Here is a 17,039-nt window from a genome sequence, read left to right as displayed (position 1 = left end):
CCCGTCGGCACCGTTGGAGCGATCGAAATGTATTTTCGCGGCGATGCGTGGGATCCGGATTCGGGCAGCCGATCGTCATTCGGCGAACACCCGCGCAGCCAAGGCGTCGGGCTAAGAAGACGAGGTGAAACGATGGTGCGCCCGGCCGCTGCCAGGCCGCTGGAAGCCATTGTTGCGATGGCTATGCAGCTGCCTTGCCGTGCCGGACCAGATCCTGGGCGATGGACAGTTGCAGGGCTTCTGCCAGCTCGCGCGCGGCGCGATTCTCGGCATCGATCTGCGCCCTGTACGAGGCAAATTCCTGCCGCGGCCGGTCGAAGGACGAGGTGATCGCACGCTTGCCGACCGTGATGACGGCACCGGTCTTCATATCGGTCAGCGTATAGCTGGCGGTCAGCGTCACCGAACCGGCGGTCGGCTCGTCCTGATCGGTTTGGACCTGCACGAGGGCCGAGGATTCCACGGCCTCGGTCACGGTGAGATCGAGCGAATAAAGCGGCGAGGCCGGTTCACCGGCCCCGCGCCCAAAGCCGAAGATCAGATTGTTGCGCACCTGCTGGGCATAGCGCGTCTTGACCGGCTTGACGGCGATCGACGCCAGTTCGGCATTGGCGCTCGCGCCCGTCGACAACGGCGCGTTGGAATAGAGCGGCCGCACCGTGCAGGCCGAAACCAGCGCCAGCGAGCCGACAAGGCCGGCAAGCGCCACGCGGCGCAGCAAACGGCTCAGCTCTGTCTTTTCCCGATCAGGCAACGACATTGACGATCCTCTGCGGCACGATGATCACCTTGCGCGGAGCCTTACCTTCGAGTGCTTTCTGCACGAAGTCGAGAGCCAATACCGCTTTTTCGACCGCACCTTGGTCCGCGTCGCGGGCAATTGTCAAATCCCCCCGCTTCTTGCCGTTGACCTGCACCGGATAGGTCACTTCATTGTCGACGACCAGTGCCGGATCGAAGACCGGCCATGGCCGTTCGGCGACCAGATCCGTGCCGCCCAGCGTCTCCCAGCACTCCTCGGCCAGATGCGGCATGACTGGCGCGATCAGATGCACCAGGATCTCCACCGCCTGGCGGCAGGCCCCTTGCAGTGCCGGATCGGCCTTGCCTTCCGCCACTTCGTTGAGCGGGCCGGTCAGCGCATTGGCCAGTTCATAGATGCGGGCGATGGCGCGGTTGAAGCCGAGCTTCTCGATATCCTCGCCGACCGCTTTCAGGATCTTGTGCGCGGCCTTGGAAACCGCTCCGGCCTCGCCGGCGTCGGCGGCGGCGGGCTTGATTCCCGCCAGCGTCTCGGCCGCCGTCGACACCAGCCGCCAGATGCGCTGCATGAAGCGATGCGCGCCGGCGGCGCCATCGTCGGTCCACTCGACATCGCGTTCGGGCGGCGAATCCGACAGCATGAACCAGCGCGCCGTATCGGCGCCGTAGCCGTCGGTGATGTCTTCCGGGCTGACCGTGTTCTTCTTCGACTTCGACATCTTCTCCAGCGGGCCGATGGTGACGGCCTCGCCGGTGGCGATGTCGAAGGCGCGGCGCTCGCCGTCGACGCCCTCCAGCCGCACCTCTGTCGGCGCCAGCCAGCGGCCGTTCGACGCCGAACCGACGCGGTATGTCTCGTGCACCACCATGCCTTGCGTGAACAGGCCCTTGAACGGCTCGGCCAGATCGACATGGCCGGTCTCTCGCATGGCGCGGGTGAAGAAGCGCGAATAGAGCAGATGCAGGATCGCGTGTTCGATGCCGCCGATATACTGGTCCACCGGCAGCCATTGATTGGCCGCCCTGGGATCGGTCGGCTCATGCGCCCAGGGCGCGGTGAAGCGGGCGAAATACCACGACGAATCGACGAACGTATCCATCGTGTCGGTTTCGCGGCGCGCGTCCTTGCCGCATTGCGGGCACTTCACATGACGCCAGGTCGGATGCCGGTCGAGCGGATTGCCCGGCCGGTCGAAATCGACATCGTCGGGCAGCTTGACCGGCAGGTCGGCCTTCGGCACCGGCACCACGCCGCAATCCTCGCAATGGATCATCGGGATCGGGCAGCCCCAGTAGCGCTGGCGCGAAATGCCCCAGTCGCGCAGGCGGAAATTCACCTTGCGCTCGGCCATCGGCCGGTTGCCGATCGTCTTCTGCTCCAGGAGCTTCGCCACCTCGTCGAAGGCGCGGTCCGGCTTCATGCCGTCGAGGAAGCGCGAATTGATCATCACACCGTCATCGACGTAGGCCTCTTCGATGACCTGGAAGGTTTTCGCGTCGGCGCCTTCCGGCATCACCACCGGGATGACCGGCAGTCCGTATTTGTTGGCGAAGTCGAGGTCGCGCTGGTCGCCGGACGGGCAGCCGAAGATGGCGCCGGTTCCGTATTCCATCAGCACGAAATTGGCGACATAGACCGGCAGCGTCCAGTTGTCGTCGAAGGGATGGACGACGCGGATGCCGGTGTCGAAGCCCTTTTTCTCGGCTGTCTCCAGCGCTGCCACCGAAGTGCCCATATGGCGCACTTCGTCGATGAACTTCGCCAGCGCCGGATTGGTCTCGGCGGCTTTCTTCGCCAGCGGATGGTCGGCGGCGACGGCCATGAACGAGGCACCGAAGATAGTGTCGGGCCGCGTCGTATAGACTTCCAGCTCGTGTTCACCGGCAACGTCGGAGGCCAGCGGCCAGCGGATCAGCAGGCCTTCCGAACGGCCGATCCAGTTCTGCTGCATCAGCTTCACTTTTTCAGGCCATTCGTCGAGCCCGTCGAGCGAATCCAGCAGGTCCTGCGCGAAATCGGTGATCTTGAAGAACCACTGCGTCAGTTCGCGCTGTTCGACCAGCGCGCCAGAGCGCCAGCCGCGCCCGTCGATGACCTGCTCGTTGGCGAGCACCGTCATGTCCTCCGGGTCCCAGTTGACCTTGGAGGATTTGCGCGTCACTAGCCCCTTCTCGACGAAATCGAGGAACAGCATCTGCTGGCGGTGGTAGTAGTCGACGTCGCAGGTGGCGAATTCACGTGCCCAATCCAGCGACAGGCCCATGACCTTAAGCTGCTCGCGCATGGTGGCGATGTTCTGGTAGGTCCATTCCTTGGGGTGGACCTTGTTCTGCATCGCCGCGTTCTCGGCCGGCATGCCGAAGGCGTCCCAGCCCATCGGATGCAGCACGTTGAACCCCTTGGCCCGCTTGTACCGCGCCACCACGTCGCCCATCGTATAATTGCGGGTGTGGCCGATATGGATGCGCCCCGACGGATAGGGAAACATTTCCAGCACGTAGTATTTCGGCTTCGGATCGTCATTGTGCGCTTCGAACAGCTTCTTTTCGGCCCAGGCCTTCTGCCATTTGGGCTCTGACGCGCGCGGATTGTATCGTTCGGTTGCCATGGGACGTTTTTCACTTAAAAGCAGGCACGAACCGCCGATGACTGGTCCGGCGGTTCAGGGAATGTGGTCCGGGTGTTCACCATGGTTTGGCAAACCCGTCAACCATATGGGCATCGCGGCAGCTAAAAACGCGGGTCAAAACAGCGGGATTTGCATATGGGTGACACCGTTCAGCAGTTTTTCGCGGTCAAGGCGAAGATCGCCGCCGCCGAGCAGGAGGCCGGCCGCAAGGCGGGTGCCGTGACCTTGGTGGCTGTCTCCAAGACTTTCGAGGCCGCCGACATCCAACCCGTCATCGAGGCCGGCCAGCGCGTCTTCGGCGAAAACCGCGTCCAGGAAGCGCAAGGCAAATGGCCCGCGCTGAAGCAGGCTTTCGCGGATATCGAATTGCATTTGATCGGTCCGTTGCAATCGAACAAGGCCAAGGAGGCCGTGGCGCTGTTCGACGTCATCGAAACGGTCGACCGCGACAAGATCGCCGCCGAATTGGCGAAGGAAATCGCCAGGCAAGGCCGGGCGCCAAAACTCTATGTCCAAGTCAACACCGGCTCCGAGCCGCAGAAGGCCGGCATCGAGCCCCGCGACGCCGTGGCCTTCATCGCCCGCTGCCGCGATGTCCACGGCCTCGCCATTGAAGGCCTGATGTGCATTCCGCCGGCCGAGGAGAACCCCGGCCCGCACTTCGCCCTGCTGGAAAAGCTCGGCCGCGAGGCAGGTGTCGAAAAGCTCTCGATGGGCATGTCCGGCGACTACGAGACAGCGATCGCCTTTGGCGCCACCAGCGTTCGGGTCGGTTCGGCGATTTTCGGCAGTCGTTAGGCCCTCTGCAGCGTCTGGTATGTGCTTGCCAAACCATTCACCGAGCAGCCCCATGAACTGGGATATTCAGAGCGCAAAGAACAATCTCTCGAAGCTGGTAAGGCAGTCGCGCAAAAAAAGGGCCGCAAACCATTACCACGCGGGGAAAGCCAGTTGCCGTCGTGCTGGCCGTCGAAGCCTGTGAACGGCTGGTCGCTGCAAAACCTTCGCTTACTGAATATCTTCTTTCCGGCCCCGTGTGGGACGACGACTTCGCCTACGAGGTCAATCGCCGCTCAACCACTATGATCCGACTGGTCGATCTCTAATAAGTTTTCGCGGCAGTAGCGACGGTCGACCGAGGATGGTCCACCTTGAAAGGGCCATTATGCCAGCGCTGGAAACGAAACGTTCCGTTCCTATTTGCTTTGTGCCACCACACATTTTCCTGGAGCCTTCGCCATGCGTTACAACCAGCTTGGAAATACCGGCCTATTCGTCTCCGAACTGTGCCTCGGCACCATGACCTTCGGCGCCGCCGGCCAGAATGCCCAATGGGGCCTGATCGCCAGCCTCGACCAGAAGGGCGTCAACGAGATCGTCGGCCGTTCGATCGCCGCCGGCGTCAACTTCTTCGACACGGCCGACGTCTACTCCTTCGGTGAGTCCGAGCGGCTGCTCGGCCAGTCCCTCAAGGACCTCAGTGTCAAACGTTCGGACGTCATCATCGCCACCAAAGTCCATGGCGCCATGGGCAACGGACCGAATGACCGCGGCTCGTCCCGCGGCCACATCATGGATTCGGTCGATGCCAGCCTCGAACGGCTGCAGGTCGACCATATCGACCTCTATCAGTTGCACGGCACCGACGCGGTGACGCCGATCGACGAAACGCTTCGCGCGCTCGACGATCTCGTCGCCAGCGGCAAGGTCCGCTATGTCGGCGTGTCGAACTGGGCAGCCTGGCGCATCGCCAAGGCGCTCGGCATCGCCGACCGCAAGGGCTTTGCCCGTTTCGAAACCATCCAGTCCTATTATTCCATCGCCGGCCGCGATCTCGAACGCGAGATCGTGCCGCTCATCAACGAGGAGAAACTCGGCCTGATGGTGTGGTCGCCGATGGCCGGCGGCCTGCTGTCGGGTAAATACGGCCCCGGCGCCCCCGGCAATGGCGAGGGCCGCCGCGCCTCCTTCAACTTCCCGCCGGTCAACGAGGACCGTGCTTGGGCGGCCGTCGCCATCATGCGCGAAATCGCCAAGAAGCACGATGTCAGCGTCGCCACGGTGGCGCTCGGCTATGTCCTGGCCAAGCCTTTCGTGATGAGCGTCATCATCGGCGCCAGCCGGATGGACCAGCTCGAACAGAACCTTGCCGCCACCCAGCTGAAGCTCGATAGCGACGATCTCGCTCGTCTCGACGAAGTCAGCGCACTGCCCGCCGAATACCCCGGCTGGATGCTGGAGCGTCAGGCCGCCGGCCGGCGCCCGGCGCCGTTCACGCCGAAGGCGTAATCCCCTTCGCACCTGATCACAAAAGCCGCGTGCCCGATGGTGCGCGGCTTTTTGACTTCGTTCAGAGGCGGACGGTTTCCGCGAGAAAATCGAGAAAGGCGCGCACCCGGGCCGGCAGATGCTTGCCCTGACCGACATAAACGGCGTGTGTCGGTTCCAGATCGCCGGGGTTGAACGCCTCCAGCAACGGCACCAGGCGACCGGCGGCGATGTCCGCCTCGACATGCCAATGCGCCAGCCTGGCAATGCCGGCTCCAGCAATCGCTGCCAGGCGCATCGCCTCGCCATCGGTCAGCATCAGGTTTCCGACGATCGGGACGATGATCGGCGCGCCCGCCGCGTCGACAAAGGGCCAGCCGTCAATGTGCCGCGCGAACCCAAAGGCCAGCATGTTGTGGCCCGCAAGATCGGCCAGCGTATGCGGCGTACCGCGCGCTTCGAGGTAGGACGGTGCCGCGATCACCACCATCCGGCCTTCGCCCAGCTTGCGCGCCACCAGTCGTGATTCACGCAGCGGCCCAGCGCGTATGGCGACATCGGCGCGCTCCTCCAGGAGATCGATCACGTTGTCCGTCAGCACCGCCTCGATGGAAATCTCGGGATAGCGCTCCAGGAAACGCGGCAGCAGCGGCATCAGCCGGTGCTGGCCGAAAGGCACGTAGCTGTTGACCCTCAACCTGCCGCGTGGCGTCGCCCCTGCCGCCGCTTCGCGCTCCGCCGCATCGAGGTCGGCGAGAATGCGCGTGCCGCTGTCATGGAAAGCCGCACCTTCCGGCGTCAATTGCAGCTTGCGCGTCGAGCGGGCGAGCAGCCGCGCGCCAAGTCGCGTCTCCAGGCGGGCGATCAGCTTGCTGACCGCCGACGGCGTCATTCTGAGCCGGCGCGCCGCAGCCGAGAAGCTGCCAGCCTCAACGACACGCAAGAACACTTCGATTTCGCCGGAACGGTTGATCTCGGGTCGCGCCATTCATGAATTTATTTCACAGAAAATGTTCCCAATGCAAGTCTGGTTCACAGGTCAGCGGATGACGATCTTCCGGGTCGGGGCATGATCCCGAAAAGTGGAAACCGGTTTTCGGAAGAGATCATGCCCCAACAACACAAAGTGGCGCGGCACTGAAGCGTCCTTCATCAACCGATCGGACCGCCGCCATGCCTCTTGCTCTCTACGCCCTCGCCGCCGGTGCCTTCGGCATCGGTGTCACCGAATTCGTCATCATGGGTCTGCTCATCGATGTCAGCAAGGATCTCGGCGTCTCGATCTCGGCCGCCGGCCAGCTCATTTCGGGCTATGCGCTGGGCGTCGTCGTCGGTGCTCCCTTGTTGACCATCGCCACCGGCAACTGGCCGCGCAAGACCGTGCTTCTGGCGCTGATGGCGATCTTCACGATTGGCAATCTCGCCTGTGCGCTGGCGCCCGACTACTGGACGCTGATGGGCGCCCGCATCGTCACCGCCTTCGCCCATGGCACCTTCTTCGGTGTCGGCTCGGTGGTCGCCACTGGCCTTGTCGCGCCCAACAGACAAGCCTCGGCGATCGCCTTGATGTTCACCGGGCTCACCATCGCCAACATCCTCGGCGTGCCCTTCGGCACCTGGCTCGGCCAGGCCTTCGGCTGGCGCGCGACCTTCTGGGCGGTGACCGCTGTCGGCCTTGCCGCCTTCGCCGTCATCCTGGCTCTGGTACCGCGCGGCCAGGCCGCTCCCGAAAGAACCGACCTGCGCGCCGATCTTGCCGTGCTGCGCCGCACGCCCGTCCTGCTCGGCCTCGCCATCACCGTGTTCGGCTATGCCGGCGTCTTCGCCGTCTTCACCTACATCGCGCCCCTGCTGACCGAAATCAGCGGTTTCAAGGAAGCGGCCGTGTCGCCGATCCTGCTCGTCTTCGGCGGCGGTCTCATCGCCGGCAATCTCGCCGGAGGCAAGGTCGCCGACCGCTGGCTGGTGCCGGCCGTGCTCGGCAGTCTCGCGGTGCTCGCCCTTGTGCTCGCCACCATGAGCTTCGCCCTCCACAGCCAGGTCATGGCCGTGATCTATGTCGGCCTGCTCGGCGCCGCCGCCTTCGCCACCGTGGCGCCGCTGCAGATGTGGGTGCTGGACAAGGCGCAAGGCGCCGGCCAGAGCCTTGCCTCGTCCTTCAACATCGCCGCCTTCAACCTCGGCAACGCCGCCGGCGCCTGGCTCGGCGGCGCCGTCATTGCCCATGGCCTCGGCCTCGGCTCCCTCACCTGGGTCGCCGCTCTGCTACCGGTCGCGGCGCTCGGCGTGGCTGGATTGGCGCTGCGCCTCGATCGCACCCCGGTGCTCGATACGCCGGCTTGCGTCCAGTCGTAGGCATCACTCGCAACTCCGCTTTCCACATCATTAAGGAGAAGAAGAATGGACTATCGACGTCTCGGCGCATCGGGCCTGAAAGTGCCCGCACTTTCGTTTGGCGCGGGAACCTTTGGCGGTTCCGGGCCACTGTTCGGCGCATGGGGCAACAGCGACGCGCAAGAGGCGCGCCGGCTGGTCGACATCTGCCTCGAAGCCGGCGTCAATCTGTTCGACACGGCGGATGTCTATTCGAACGGCGCTTCGGAAGAAGTGCTCGGTGAAGCCATCAAGGGCCGCCGCGACGCGGTGCTGATCTCGACCAAGACGTCCTTGCCCATGGGCGACGGGCCAGCCGATTACGGTTCTTCGCGCTCGCGGCTGATCAAGTCCGTGGACGCCGCGCTGAAGCGCCTCGGCACCGATTACATCGACCTTTTGCAACTGCACGCCTTCGACGCAGGCACGCCGATCGAGGAGGTGCTGTCGACGCTGGACGATCTTATCCGCGCGGGCAAGCTGCGCTATGTCGGCGTCTCCAACTTCTCCGGCTGGCAAGTGATGAAGTCGTTGGCCGAGGCCGACAAGCATGGCTATCCGCGCTACGCCGCCCATCAGGTCTACTATTCGCTGGTCGGCCGCGACTATGAATGGGAGTTGATGCCGCTCGGCCTCGACCAGGGTGTCGGCGCGCTGGTGTGGAGCCCGCTCGGCTGGGGCCGGCTGACCGGCAAGATCCGCCGCGGCCAGCCTCTGCCGGAAAAGAGCCGGTTGCATGACACCGCAAGCTTCGGTCCGCCGGTCGAGGACGAACATCTCTACCGGGTGATGGATGCGCTGGACGTGGTGGCGCAGGAAACCGGCAAGACCGTGCCGCAGATCGCCATCAACTGGCTGTTGCAGCGCCCGACCGTTTCCTCGGTCATCATCGGTGCCCGCAACGAGGAACAGTTGCGCCAGAACCTCGGCGCCGTCGGCTGGTCACTGACGCCGGATCAGGTGAAAAAACTCGACGCGGCAAGCGAGGTCACCGCGCCCTATCCGTATTTCCCTTATCGGCGGCAGGAGGGCTTTGCCAGGCTCAACCCGCCGGCGGTGTGAGCACCACGCGCCGAAGTTAAGGCGTGTTGAGATTCAGGTCAGGCCGAGTCGAGAATGGTGGGTTCCGAGAACCGGAGCGGAGCGTACTTGAAGTACGTGAGCACCGGAAGCGCAGGAAGCCGCCATTCGCAGGCCGGCCTCACCTGAATATCGGCGCGCCTTAGTGCAGCACGAACTCGCCATCGACCTTGCGCCATTCATTCGGCGCGATCAGCTTCTGATGCGTGTAGCAGACCGAGTGCAGCGGCCCGTCGAGCTTGGCTTTCCAGAATTCGATGAATTTGATCAGCACCGGAAACTTCGGAGCGATATCGTAGTCCTGCCAGATGAAGCTCTGCAGGAGGTGCGGATGGTCGGGGAAATGATAAAGAATCTTGGCCGTGGTCAAGCCATAGCCCCTAAGCATCAGGTCCATTTCGGCATGGTCGCGCATTGCGGTCCCCTTGGCGGTCCCTTGGTTGATTCTCCTTTCCTCCCATGGGTTATTGTGCGCGCCGTTGATTAACCGTCTATTGATTTTTTCTTCATCAAAACCGGCTTTAGCATGAGAAAACATGCGCTTAGCAGCGAACCTATTCGAGTGCTGACAGTCGTGGATTAGCTCCCTGCGGCATCCCGCCGCGCGAATCCAACGTCTAATGTTGCCGTCACGCCGGAACTGGTAATAATGCCGCCGAATTCGCGGCCGCTTCGCCGCGATCCCGCCGGCGTTTCAAGCCTGCGGATTTCTTCGGGAGGAAAATCAGGAATGTCCGAGGTTCATGTCCATCGCGTCCAGCCGGCGTGGAAGAAGAATGCGCTGATCGACAATGACACCTACCTGAAATGGTATGCCGACAGCATCAAGAACCCGGACAAGTTTTGGGGCAAGCACGGCAAGCGCATCGACTGGTTCAAGCCTTTCAGCAAGGTCAAGAATACCTCTTTCGACGGCAAGGTCTCGATCAAGTGGTTCGAGGACGGGCTGACCAACGTTTCCTACAACTGCATCGACCGCCACCTGAAGAAGCGCGGCGACCAGACAGCCATAATCTGGGAAGGCGACAACCCCTACGACGACAAGAAGATCACCTATAACGAGCTCCACGAGCAAGTCTGCCGGCTCGCCAATGTGATGAAGAAGCACGGCGTCAAGAAGGGCGACCGCGTCACCATCTACATGCCGATGATCCCGGAAGCCGCCTATGCGATGCTCGCCTGCACGCGTATCGGCGCCATCCATTCGATCGTCTTCGGCGGCTTTTCGCCGGACGCGCTGGCCGGCCGCATCGTCGACTGCGAATCGACCTTCGTCATCACCGCTGACGAGGGCCTGCGCGGCGGCAAGCCGATCCCGCTTAAGGAAAACACCGACAAGGCCATCGACATCGCCGCCAGGCACCACGTCATGGTCAAGAATGTCGTCGTCGTGCGCCGCACCGGCGGCAAGATCGGCTGGGCGCCTGGCCGCGACCTCTGGTACCACGACGAGGTCGCGACGGTTAAGGCCGAGTGCAAGCCGGAGAAGATGAAGGCGGAGGATCCGCTGTTCATCCTTTACACCTCGGGCTCGACCGGCAAGCCGAAGGGCGTGCTGCACACCACCGCCGGCTATCTCGTCTACGCCTCGATGACCCACCAATATGTCTTCGACTACCATGACGGCGACATCTACTGGTGCACCGCCGATGTCGGCTGGGTCACCGGCCACAGCTACATCGTCTACGGGCCGCTCGCCAACGGCGCCACCACGCTGATGTTCGAGGGCGTGCCGAACTACCCGTCGCAGTCGCGCTTCTGGGAAGTCATCGACAAGCACAAGGTCAACATCTTCTATACCGCGCCGACTGCATTGCGCGCGCTGATGGGCGCCGGCAATGACCCCGTGAAGAAGACGTCCCGCAAGTCGCTGCGCGTGCTGGGTTCGGTCGGCGAGCCGATCAATCCGGAAGCCTGGGAGTGGTATTTCAACGTCGTCGGCAATGGCAAGGTGCCGATCGTCGACACCTGGTGGCAGACCGAGACCGGCGGCATCCTGATCACGCCGCTGCCGGGCGCCACCGACCTCAAGGCGGGTTCGGCGACGCGGCCCTTCTTCGGCGTCCAGCCGCAGCTGGTCGACGGTGAGGGCAAGGTGCTGGAAGGGGCGGCGGACGGCAATCTCTGCATCACCGATTCCTGGCCAGGCCAGATGCGCACCGTCTATGGCGATCACGACCGCTTCGTGCAGACCTATTTTTCGACCTACAAGGGCAAGTACTTCACCGGTGACGGCTGCCGCCGCGACGCCGACGGCTATTACTGGATCACCGGCCGCGTCGACGACGTCATCAACGTCTCCGGCCATCGCATGGGCACGGCCGAAGTCGAATCGGCGCTGGTCAGCCACGAGAAGGTTTCCGAGGCCGCCGTCGTCGGCTATCCCCACGACATCAAGGGCCAGGGCATCTACAGCTACGTCACCTTGATGAAGGGCCACGAGCCGACCGAGGAACTGCGCAAGGAACTCATCGCCCATGTCCGCAAGGAGATCGGCGCCATCGCCTCGCCCGACAAGATCCAGTTCGCGCCGGGCTTGCCCAAGACCCGTTCCGGCAAGATCATGCGCCGCATCCTGCGCAAGATCGCCGAGGACGATTTTGCCGCCCTCGGCGACACCTCGACACTCGCGGATCCGGCCGTCGTCGACGACCTCATCGCCAACCGGCAGAACAAGAAGGGCTGATGCGGGACGACACGGCATTGGGCACCGTCAGCCAGCTCTGGCGCTATCCGGCGAGTTCGCTCGCCGGCGAGCGCCAGGACGCCATCCTGGTCGGACCGGCGGGCATCGAAGGCGACCGCATGTTCGGCCTCGTCGATATCCGCGACAACGAGATCGCGCGGCCCGACCGCGAGGCGAAATGGCACAAGGTGCCGCGCATTCGCACCCGGTTGACCAATGATCGCGACCTTGAGATCGCCGTCCCTGACGGCGACTGGCTGAGCGCACCCGGCGCCGAGTGCGATCGCGCTATATCGGCCTATCTTGGCTTCGCGGCCTCGATCCGGCCGTTCGGCCAGGAGAATGCGCCGCCGGCCTATGCCGGCCCGGTCACCGCCGCCCGCTACAGCAAGGCGCCGATCCATCTGTTGACCACGGCATCGCTGGCACGTCTGAAGGCGCTGCATCCGGACGGGGCGGCCGACCCGCGCCGCTTCCGCCCCAACATCGTGATCGACATCGCTGAGGTCGAAGGCTCGTTTCCGGAGACGGAATGGATCGGCCGCAAGCTCGCCATCGGCGAATTGCTGCTGACGATTTCCGAACCATGCCGTCGCTGCGGCTTCACCATCATCGCCCAGGACGGCTTCGAGCACGATCCCGCTATCCTGCGCAATCTGGTCCGCCACAACGCCCACAACCTCGGTGTCTACTGTACGGTCGACCACCCGGCCGGAATCAAGGTCGGCGACTCGATGCGTTTCCTGTAGCTACCGGTAAAGGTCCGCCCGAGTTGGCGGCAGGCCGCTAGGCCCGCGCGCGCGCTTGGTGGCGACGGTCTGGAAGATCTGCGCAGAACCGCGATCGAAGGTGATCGAGCAGCCGGTCAGGTAAAGCAGCCACAGCCGTGCCTTGGGCTCGCCGACTTCGGCGATGGCCTCGTCGAAGCGGGCCTGCAGGCGCTCGGCCCACAGCCTGCAGGTGCGGGCATAATGCTCGCGCAGGTTCTCGACGTCGGCGACGAGAAAGCCGTGCGCCTCGAGATTGCCCAGCGTCATGCCGATCGTGTCGACCTCGCCGCCGGGGAAGATGTATTTGATCAGCGCCTTGTATTCGGCGCCCTTGCGCAGCGTCTTGCGCGTGCCGCCCTTGCCGCGCCTGGTGATGGCATGGTGCAGATAGATGCCGCCCGGCTTCAACAGCCGGTGGACGGTCGAGAAATAGGTGGCGTGATTGGCGAGCCCGACCGCCTCGAACATGCCGATCGACGAGATCTTGTCATAGCTGCCGTCGAGTTCGGTGTAGGACTTGATGTCGATGGTGATCTTGTCCTCCAACCCCTCGGCGCGGATGCGCTCGCGCGCCAGCCGGGTCTGCTCCTCGGACAGCGAGACACCATGGCCGATGGCGCCATAATGCTTGGCGGCATGGATCAGCATCGCTCCCCAGCCGCAGCCTATGTCGAGCAGCCGGTCGCCCGGCTTCAGCCTGAGCTTGCGGCAGATATGGTCGAGCTTGTCTTTCTGCGCCTGGTCGATGCCATCGGCGAAATCGGTGAAATAGGCGCAGGTATAGACCATGCGTTCGTCGAGGAAGAGCCGGTAGAAGGCATTCGAAATATCGTAGTGATGTTCGATCGCCTGCTTGTTCGACCCGCTGACGAAAGGATTGCGGCCGGCCAGATCGGTCCGTTTCGTCATCTGGCGCCGCGAGAACAGGACGGCGGGCAGATCGCGCAGGATCGCCAGCTTCGGCAACGCCTTCAGCCTCAGCTTGCCTTGCGACGGCAGGGCATAGAGGTCGAACAGCGACCCGCCCTCGACGTCGATCGTCTTGGAAATCCACATTTCGAGCAGCGTCGCGAAGTTTGGCCGGCGGGCCAGTTGCCAGACGATATCCTGATCGTTGATGGCAAGCACCGGGCCGCTGGCCGGACCGATCCGCTCCCCGGTCCACAGTCTGACGGCAAAGCCCGGCTTCAGCGCCCCGATCACGGTGCGAACGATGCGCGCGGCTCTCTCAGTGGCTTCCATACTCGTTCCCCCACGGCCCGATAGGACGATCTTGTCCGGTCGGGCCGCCGATCGCAAGTCTTGCAAGGATCTGGCAGGACCGCATTTTCCGGCGGAAATGCCTTTTTCAGCACGGCACCTTGTCATTTGCTGCGACGCACCCCATCATGAGGATGTGTTCAACAAATCGAAAGGAGGTGATCCGATGTCGAGTGATTTCGTTTTCCAGAACGTGGCCTCAGCGGATTGCACTTTCGGGAAGCAGTCTTCCCGTTAAGGCGCGAGATGCGCGGCAGGTAACCCGAAGGGGTTGCCGCCACAGGCCGCGCCATGGACGGAAACACGGAAGGCCGCCGGCTTCGAAAGAAGCGGCGGCCTTTTCCTTTTGGCGAATTACTGGGTCAGTGCGACCTTTTCGGTGTTGCGGATGATTTCCTGGAAGGCGGCGTCCAATTCCACTCCGGTGGACACCTCGAAATAATGCCTCTCCGAAGCGGAGGCGTCTTTCGACGAACAGCCCTTCAGCACCGCCTTTGCCTGGTCCCGCTCGGTCGGCGACATGTCCTTGTCGTTCAGATCGAAGCCGATGGTGAAAATCTCGATGCCATCACTTTTCATGTTGCCGCACAGCGTTTCGGCGTTGCCACGTGCAAGGTTGCCCTGGCTGTTGTAGTTCCCCCCCGCTCCGGCGAAGGCGGTATTGAACTGGCCATCAGTCATCAGGATCGCGACCTTAGCAATCTTCTTCGCATTGGTATCCGAGGCGCCGTTGCCGAGACCGGCATTCTTGATCGCAGCCCGCCATTGCGGCGACAGCATATAATAGGTCCACTGGATGGCGATCGCGCCGGCCGTATAACCATTGGCCCGGAAGACATCGATCGAATCAAGCAATGCGCCAGAATCAGCCGTCAGCGGGATCACCTCCGCGTCAGGGCATCTGTTCATGCTCCCAACACCCAGATGATCATCCCGGTTGACCAAGGCATAGTAATTCTTGCCGTTCTTGTCGGTGCGAACCGTGTCCGGGCCGTCGGCACTCAAATCGGCATTGCCGTTCTTGTCCTTCCTTTCGGTCGTGCAATTGTCGGGCTTTGGCATTGCCGCACCAATAATGGATATGTAGTCGCTGAAGGAGGGTAATGTCGTCTTGCCCGTCTTTGCGACGAGTAGCGAACTGCCGGCGACCGGTGGCAGATCAGAGCTCCCCTGTTTCTCGGCGTAGACATTTTCCGCCAACTTGCCGGCGTTCACGCCGGATGCGTAAGGCACAATCGCGACCCGGATGCGGGGGTTCTTCGGATCCTGGTTCTGGAGCATCGTCTGGACGGCGTTTCTCGCAGCTGCCTTCAGATCGCCGATCTTGTCGACATTGCCTCGTTTCGCCATCGATCCCGTGATGTCGAGCATCATGGCGACCTCGACCTGCTTGTCCGAATAGAGTGCCGTGGTGGAAGCACCGACGCGCCGCATGTCGCTGGTGCCGAACAGCGGAAAATAAAGGCTGACGTCGACATGCACATCCGCCTGCACGGTGTTCGCGGTCCTGTCGACGGTGAGCTTGTCGAGCACGATCTGGTCGGGCTGCAGAATGCCCGCCGCGCTGTTGGCCACGAGAAAGGCCTGCACCGCCTTGTTGGCATCGGCTTCCTTGATGACCCCGGTCGTCAGGTCACGCGCTGTCGATGTCACCGCGGCGTCGACGATGCCCTGCAGGCTCGATCTGGCGTTGTAGAGCTGCGAGATGTTGACCGAGAAGCCGGCGGCTAGCGCCAAGACCGAGGCAGCAAAGCCGAACAGGACCGCGAAATTTCCACCGCTGTGTCTGGCGAACCCGCCGAACGCGTGAACAAGACCCCCATAATTTCGCATCCTACAGCCTCCGCTTGCCTCGGCCTCGTCGCCGCGATGAGGGCAATGCAGGATTCCAGCCGGATGCGATGGCTGATTGGCCACAAAACATCAAACTATTGTTTTTGCTTTATTTTCTTGTCTATTGAAGGTAAATGATCGGTAAATGCCGTCACAATGCGAGTCTGTCATTTACGAAGCACTTACCAAGACATCGCGTCCTGCGGCACAGGATACGCGACACGTCCCGGGACGGCACATCGCAACCTGTGCCAGAGCGAAGCAGGATTAGCTTCTGTGAGTGCCGATCCAGCTCCAGGCCAAAATCTTCTCTAATATCGGCACAACCTTCTCACGCACGTCGTTCACTCAAAACCGAGATCACTTTTGGGCGACATGCATCAAGCCAGCATCTGCGCGCTGACCGTCCTGTCGATGCCGTGATGGGGCGGATTGAACACCCGGCCTTCCTGTTCATAGGTCCACACCTTGAACAGGGCGAGCCTATGCGGGCCGAAACTGTGCAGAAGGGGCACGTCGGTGGCGTCGCGGCCGCGCGCGATGACGACACGGCCGATTCTGGGCGTGTTGTGCCGTGGATCGAACGTGTACCACTTGCCGTCGAGGAACACCTCCATCCAGGCCGAGAAGTCCATCGGCGCCGGATCGGCCGGCACGCCGATGTCGCCGAGATAGCCGTTCACATAGCGCGCCGGAATGTTCATGCAGCGGCACAGCGTGATCGCCAGATGGGCGAAGTCGCGGCAGACGCCGACCCGTTCCTCATGCGCCTGCGCCGCCGTACGGGTCGAACGGGCATAGCCGTAGCCGAACGACAGCCGGTTGTGGACATAATCGACGATTGCCTGCACCCGCGCCCAGCCGGACGGCAGATGGCCGAACAGCTGCCAGGCGAGACTGCTGAGATGATCCGTCTCGCAGTAGCGGCTGCCGAGGAGATAGCCGAGCACCTCGTCTGGCAATTCCGCCACCGGCATCTCCCTGGCCAGCGTATTGACCTCGTCCGTCTCGCCGCTGTCCTCGACGACCGCATCGTAGAGGATGCGAAAGGTACCGGCAGGCGCGGTGAAGCGGCGGCAGCCATTGCCGTGCAGGTCGTGGTAGAGCTTGGTCGGCACCGAAGGCGATGTGAGAACACGAGTCTGGCGCTTGATATCGGCCTGCCTGTCCTTGTGGATCTCAAGCAGCGAGATCACCGGAGTGGCCTCGGTACATTCAATGGCGATTTCGTAGCCGAGGCGGATCAGCATTGGCGGCGTCCCTTGGTTCATGGGATTGGGGTGGTCCGGTCAAACGTCGCAAGGTGGCGGTGGTTCCCTGTATCGCCGCAAAATACGCCCCGCGCCTTTCCATGTCCGCGCCTTGACGTTACGGTTG

The 17,039-nt window shown here is 62.8% G+C and carries 14 protein-coding genes; 7 read left to right on the top strand and 7 right to left on the bottom strand.

Annotated elements, in window-relative coordinates; genetic code table 11:
* Positions 1–181: 181 nt before the first annotated feature.
* Both EB233_RS05905 and leuS read right to left on the bottom strand, forming a co-directional pair.
* Complete coding sequence (locus EB233_RS05905; RefSeq protein WP_064991143.1) at positions 182–760, bottom strand: LPS assembly lipoprotein LptE; 579 nt, start codon at positions 758–760, stop codon at positions 182–184.
* A complete protein-coding gene (leuS, locus tag EB233_RS05900) occupies positions 747–3,371 on the bottom strand; it encodes a leucine--tRNA ligase (protein ID WP_064991142.1) in 2,625 nt (874 codons plus the stop codon). Before leuS ends, EB233_RS05905 begins: the two co-directional genes overlap by 14 nt.
* A 156-nt stretch (positions 3,372–3,527) precedes the next feature.
* Here leuS and EB233_RS05895 point away from each other — a divergent pair, with 156 nt between their 5' ends.
* The 3 genes from EB233_RS05895 to EB233_RS05885 all read left to right on the top strand — a co-directional run bounded on the left by EB233_RS05895 (position 3,528) and on the right by EB233_RS05885 (position 5,681).
* A complete protein-coding gene (locus EB233_RS05895) occupies positions 3,528–4,190 on the top strand; it encodes a YggS family pyridoxal phosphate-dependent enzyme (RefSeq protein ID WP_064991141.1) in 663 nt (220 codons plus the stop codon).
* A gap of 131 nt (positions 4,191–4,321) precedes the next feature.
* The gene (locus tag EB233_RS05890) at positions 4,322–4,498 is read left to right on the top strand and encodes a hypothetical protein (protein ID WP_244277767.1); all 177 of its coding nucleotides are present in this window, start codon (positions 4,322–4,324) and stop codon (positions 4,496–4,498) included.
* A gap of 133 nt (positions 4,499–4,631) precedes the next feature.
* Positions 4,632–5,681: an aldo/keto reductase gene (locus EB233_RS05885; protein ID WP_064991140.1), complete on the top strand. Its 1,050-nt coding sequence runs from the start codon at positions 4,632–4,634 to the stop codon at positions 5,679–5,681.
* A 61-nt stretch (positions 5,682–5,742) separates the two neighbouring features.
* Here EB233_RS05885 and EB233_RS05880 read toward each other — a convergent pair whose 3' ends face one another.
* Entirely contained in the window at positions 5,743–6,648 is a 906-nt protein-coding gene (locus EB233_RS05880; protein WP_064991139.1) for a LysR family transcriptional regulator, read from the bottom strand.
* 185 nt (positions 6,649–6,833) lie between these two features.
* Between EB233_RS05880 and EB233_RS05875 the strand changes: the two genes are divergently transcribed.
* Positions 6,834–8,015, top strand: coding sequence for an MFS transporter (locus tag EB233_RS05875; RefSeq protein ID WP_064991138.1), 1,182 nt, complete (start codon positions 6,834–6,836; stop codon positions 8,013–8,015).
* A 45-nt stretch (positions 8,016–8,060) separates the two neighbouring features.
* Complete coding sequence (locus EB233_RS05870) at positions 8,061–9,095, top strand: aldo/keto reductase (RefSeq protein WP_064991137.1); 1,035 nt, start codon at positions 8,061–8,063, stop codon at positions 9,093–9,095.
* 160 nt (positions 9,096–9,255) lie between these two features.
* Here EB233_RS05870 and EB233_RS05865 read toward each other — a convergent pair whose 3' ends face one another.
* Positions 9,256–9,528, bottom strand: coding sequence for an usg protein (locus tag EB233_RS05865; protein WP_064991136.1), 273 nt, complete (start codon positions 9,526–9,528; stop codon positions 9,256–9,258).
* Between the two features lie 315 nt (positions 9,529–9,843).
* Between EB233_RS05865 and acs the strand changes: the two genes are divergently transcribed.
* Entirely contained in the window at positions 9,844–11,799 is a 1,956-nt protein-coding gene (gene acs, locus EB233_RS05860; RefSeq protein WP_064991135.1) for an acetate--CoA ligase, read from the top strand.
* Complete coding sequence (locus tag EB233_RS05855) at positions 11,799–12,548, top strand: MOSC domain-containing protein (RefSeq protein ID WP_064991134.1); 750 nt, start codon at positions 11,799–11,801, stop codon at positions 12,546–12,548. Before acs ends, EB233_RS05855 begins: the two co-directional genes overlap by 1 nt.
* Here EB233_RS05855 and EB233_RS05850 read toward each other — a convergent pair whose 3' ends face one another.
* The 3 genes from EB233_RS05850 to EB233_RS05840 all read right to left on the bottom strand — a co-directional run bounded on the left by EB233_RS05850 (position 12,549) and on the right by EB233_RS05840 (position 16,912).
* The gene (locus EB233_RS05850; RefSeq protein WP_064991133.1) at positions 12,549–13,811 is read right to left on the bottom strand and encodes an SAM-dependent methyltransferase; all 1,263 of its coding nucleotides are present in this window, start codon (positions 13,809–13,811) and stop codon (positions 12,549–12,551) included.
* 372 nt (positions 13,812–14,183) lie between these two features.
* Positions 14,184–15,662 (bottom strand): TadE/TadG family type IV pilus assembly protein, encoded by a 1,479-nt coding sequence (locus tag EB233_RS05845; protein WP_064991132.1) that lies wholly within the window; start codon positions 15,660–15,662, stop codon positions 14,184–14,186.
* A 380-nt stretch (positions 15,663–16,042) separates the two neighbouring features.
* A complete protein-coding gene (locus EB233_RS05840; protein WP_027053088.1) occupies positions 16,043–16,912 on the bottom strand; it encodes a transglutaminase-like domain-containing protein in 870 nt (289 codons plus the stop codon).
* Between the last annotated feature and the right edge of the window lie 127 nt (positions 16,913–17,039).

Origin of the sequence: Mesorhizobium erdmanii (assembly GCF_013170725.1) — a bacterium.
Lineage (GTDB): Bacteria > Pseudomonadota > Alphaproteobacteria > Rhizobiales > Rhizobiaceae > Mesorhizobium > Mesorhizobium erdmanii.
This window is presented reverse-complemented; position numbering and strand designations above follow the sequence as displayed.

Bases quoted from the DNA above. Each gene is read 5' to 3' on its own strand.
- EB233_RS05905 (WP_064991143.1), bottom strand. From the start codon at position 760: ATGTCGTTGCCTGATCGGGAAAAGACAGAGCTGAGCCGTTTGCTGCGC.
- leuS (WP_064991142.1), bottom strand. From the start codon at position 3,371: ATGGCAACCGAACGATACAATCCGCGCGCGTCAGAGCCCAAATGGCAG.
- EB233_RS05895 (WP_064991141.1), top strand. From the start codon at position 3,528: ATGGGTGACACCGTTCAGCAGTTTTTCGCGGTCAAGGCGAAGATCGCC.
- EB233_RS05885 (WP_064991140.1), top strand. From the start codon at position 4,632: ATGCGTTACAACCAGCTTGGAAATACCGGCCTATTCGTCTCCGAACTG.
- EB233_RS05880 (WP_064991139.1), bottom strand. From the start codon at position 6,648: ATGGCGCGACCCGAGATCAACCGTTCCGGCGAAATCGAAGTGTTCTTG.
- EB233_RS05875 (WP_064991138.1), top strand. From the start codon at position 6,834: ATGCCTCTTGCTCTCTACGCCCTCGCCGCCGGTGCCTTCGGCATCGGT.
- EB233_RS05870 (WP_064991137.1), top strand. From the start codon at position 8,061: ATGGACTATCGACGTCTCGGCGCATCGGGCCTGAAAGTGCCCGCACTT.
- EB233_RS05865 (WP_064991136.1), bottom strand. From the start codon at position 9,528: ATGCGCGACCATGCCGAAATGGACCTGATGCTTAGGGGCTATGGCTTG.
- acs (WP_064991135.1), top strand. From the start codon at position 9,844: ATGTCCGAGGTTCATGTCCATCGCGTCCAGCCGGCGTGGAAGAAGAAT.
- EB233_RS05855 (WP_064991134.1), top strand. From the start codon at position 11,799: ATGCGGGACGACACGGCATTGGGCACCGTCAGCCAGCTCTGGCGCTAT.
- EB233_RS05850 (WP_064991133.1), bottom strand. From the start codon at position 13,811: ATGGAAGCCACTGAGAGAGCCGCGCGCATCGTTCGCACCGTGATCGGG.
- EB233_RS05845 (WP_064991132.1), bottom strand. From the start codon at position 15,662: ATGCGAAATTATGGGGGTCTTGTTCACGCGTTCGGCGGGTTCGCCAGA.
- EB233_RS05840 (WP_027053088.1), bottom strand. From the start codon at position 16,912: ATGCTGATCCGCCTCGGCTACGAAATCGCCATTGAATGTACCGAGGCC.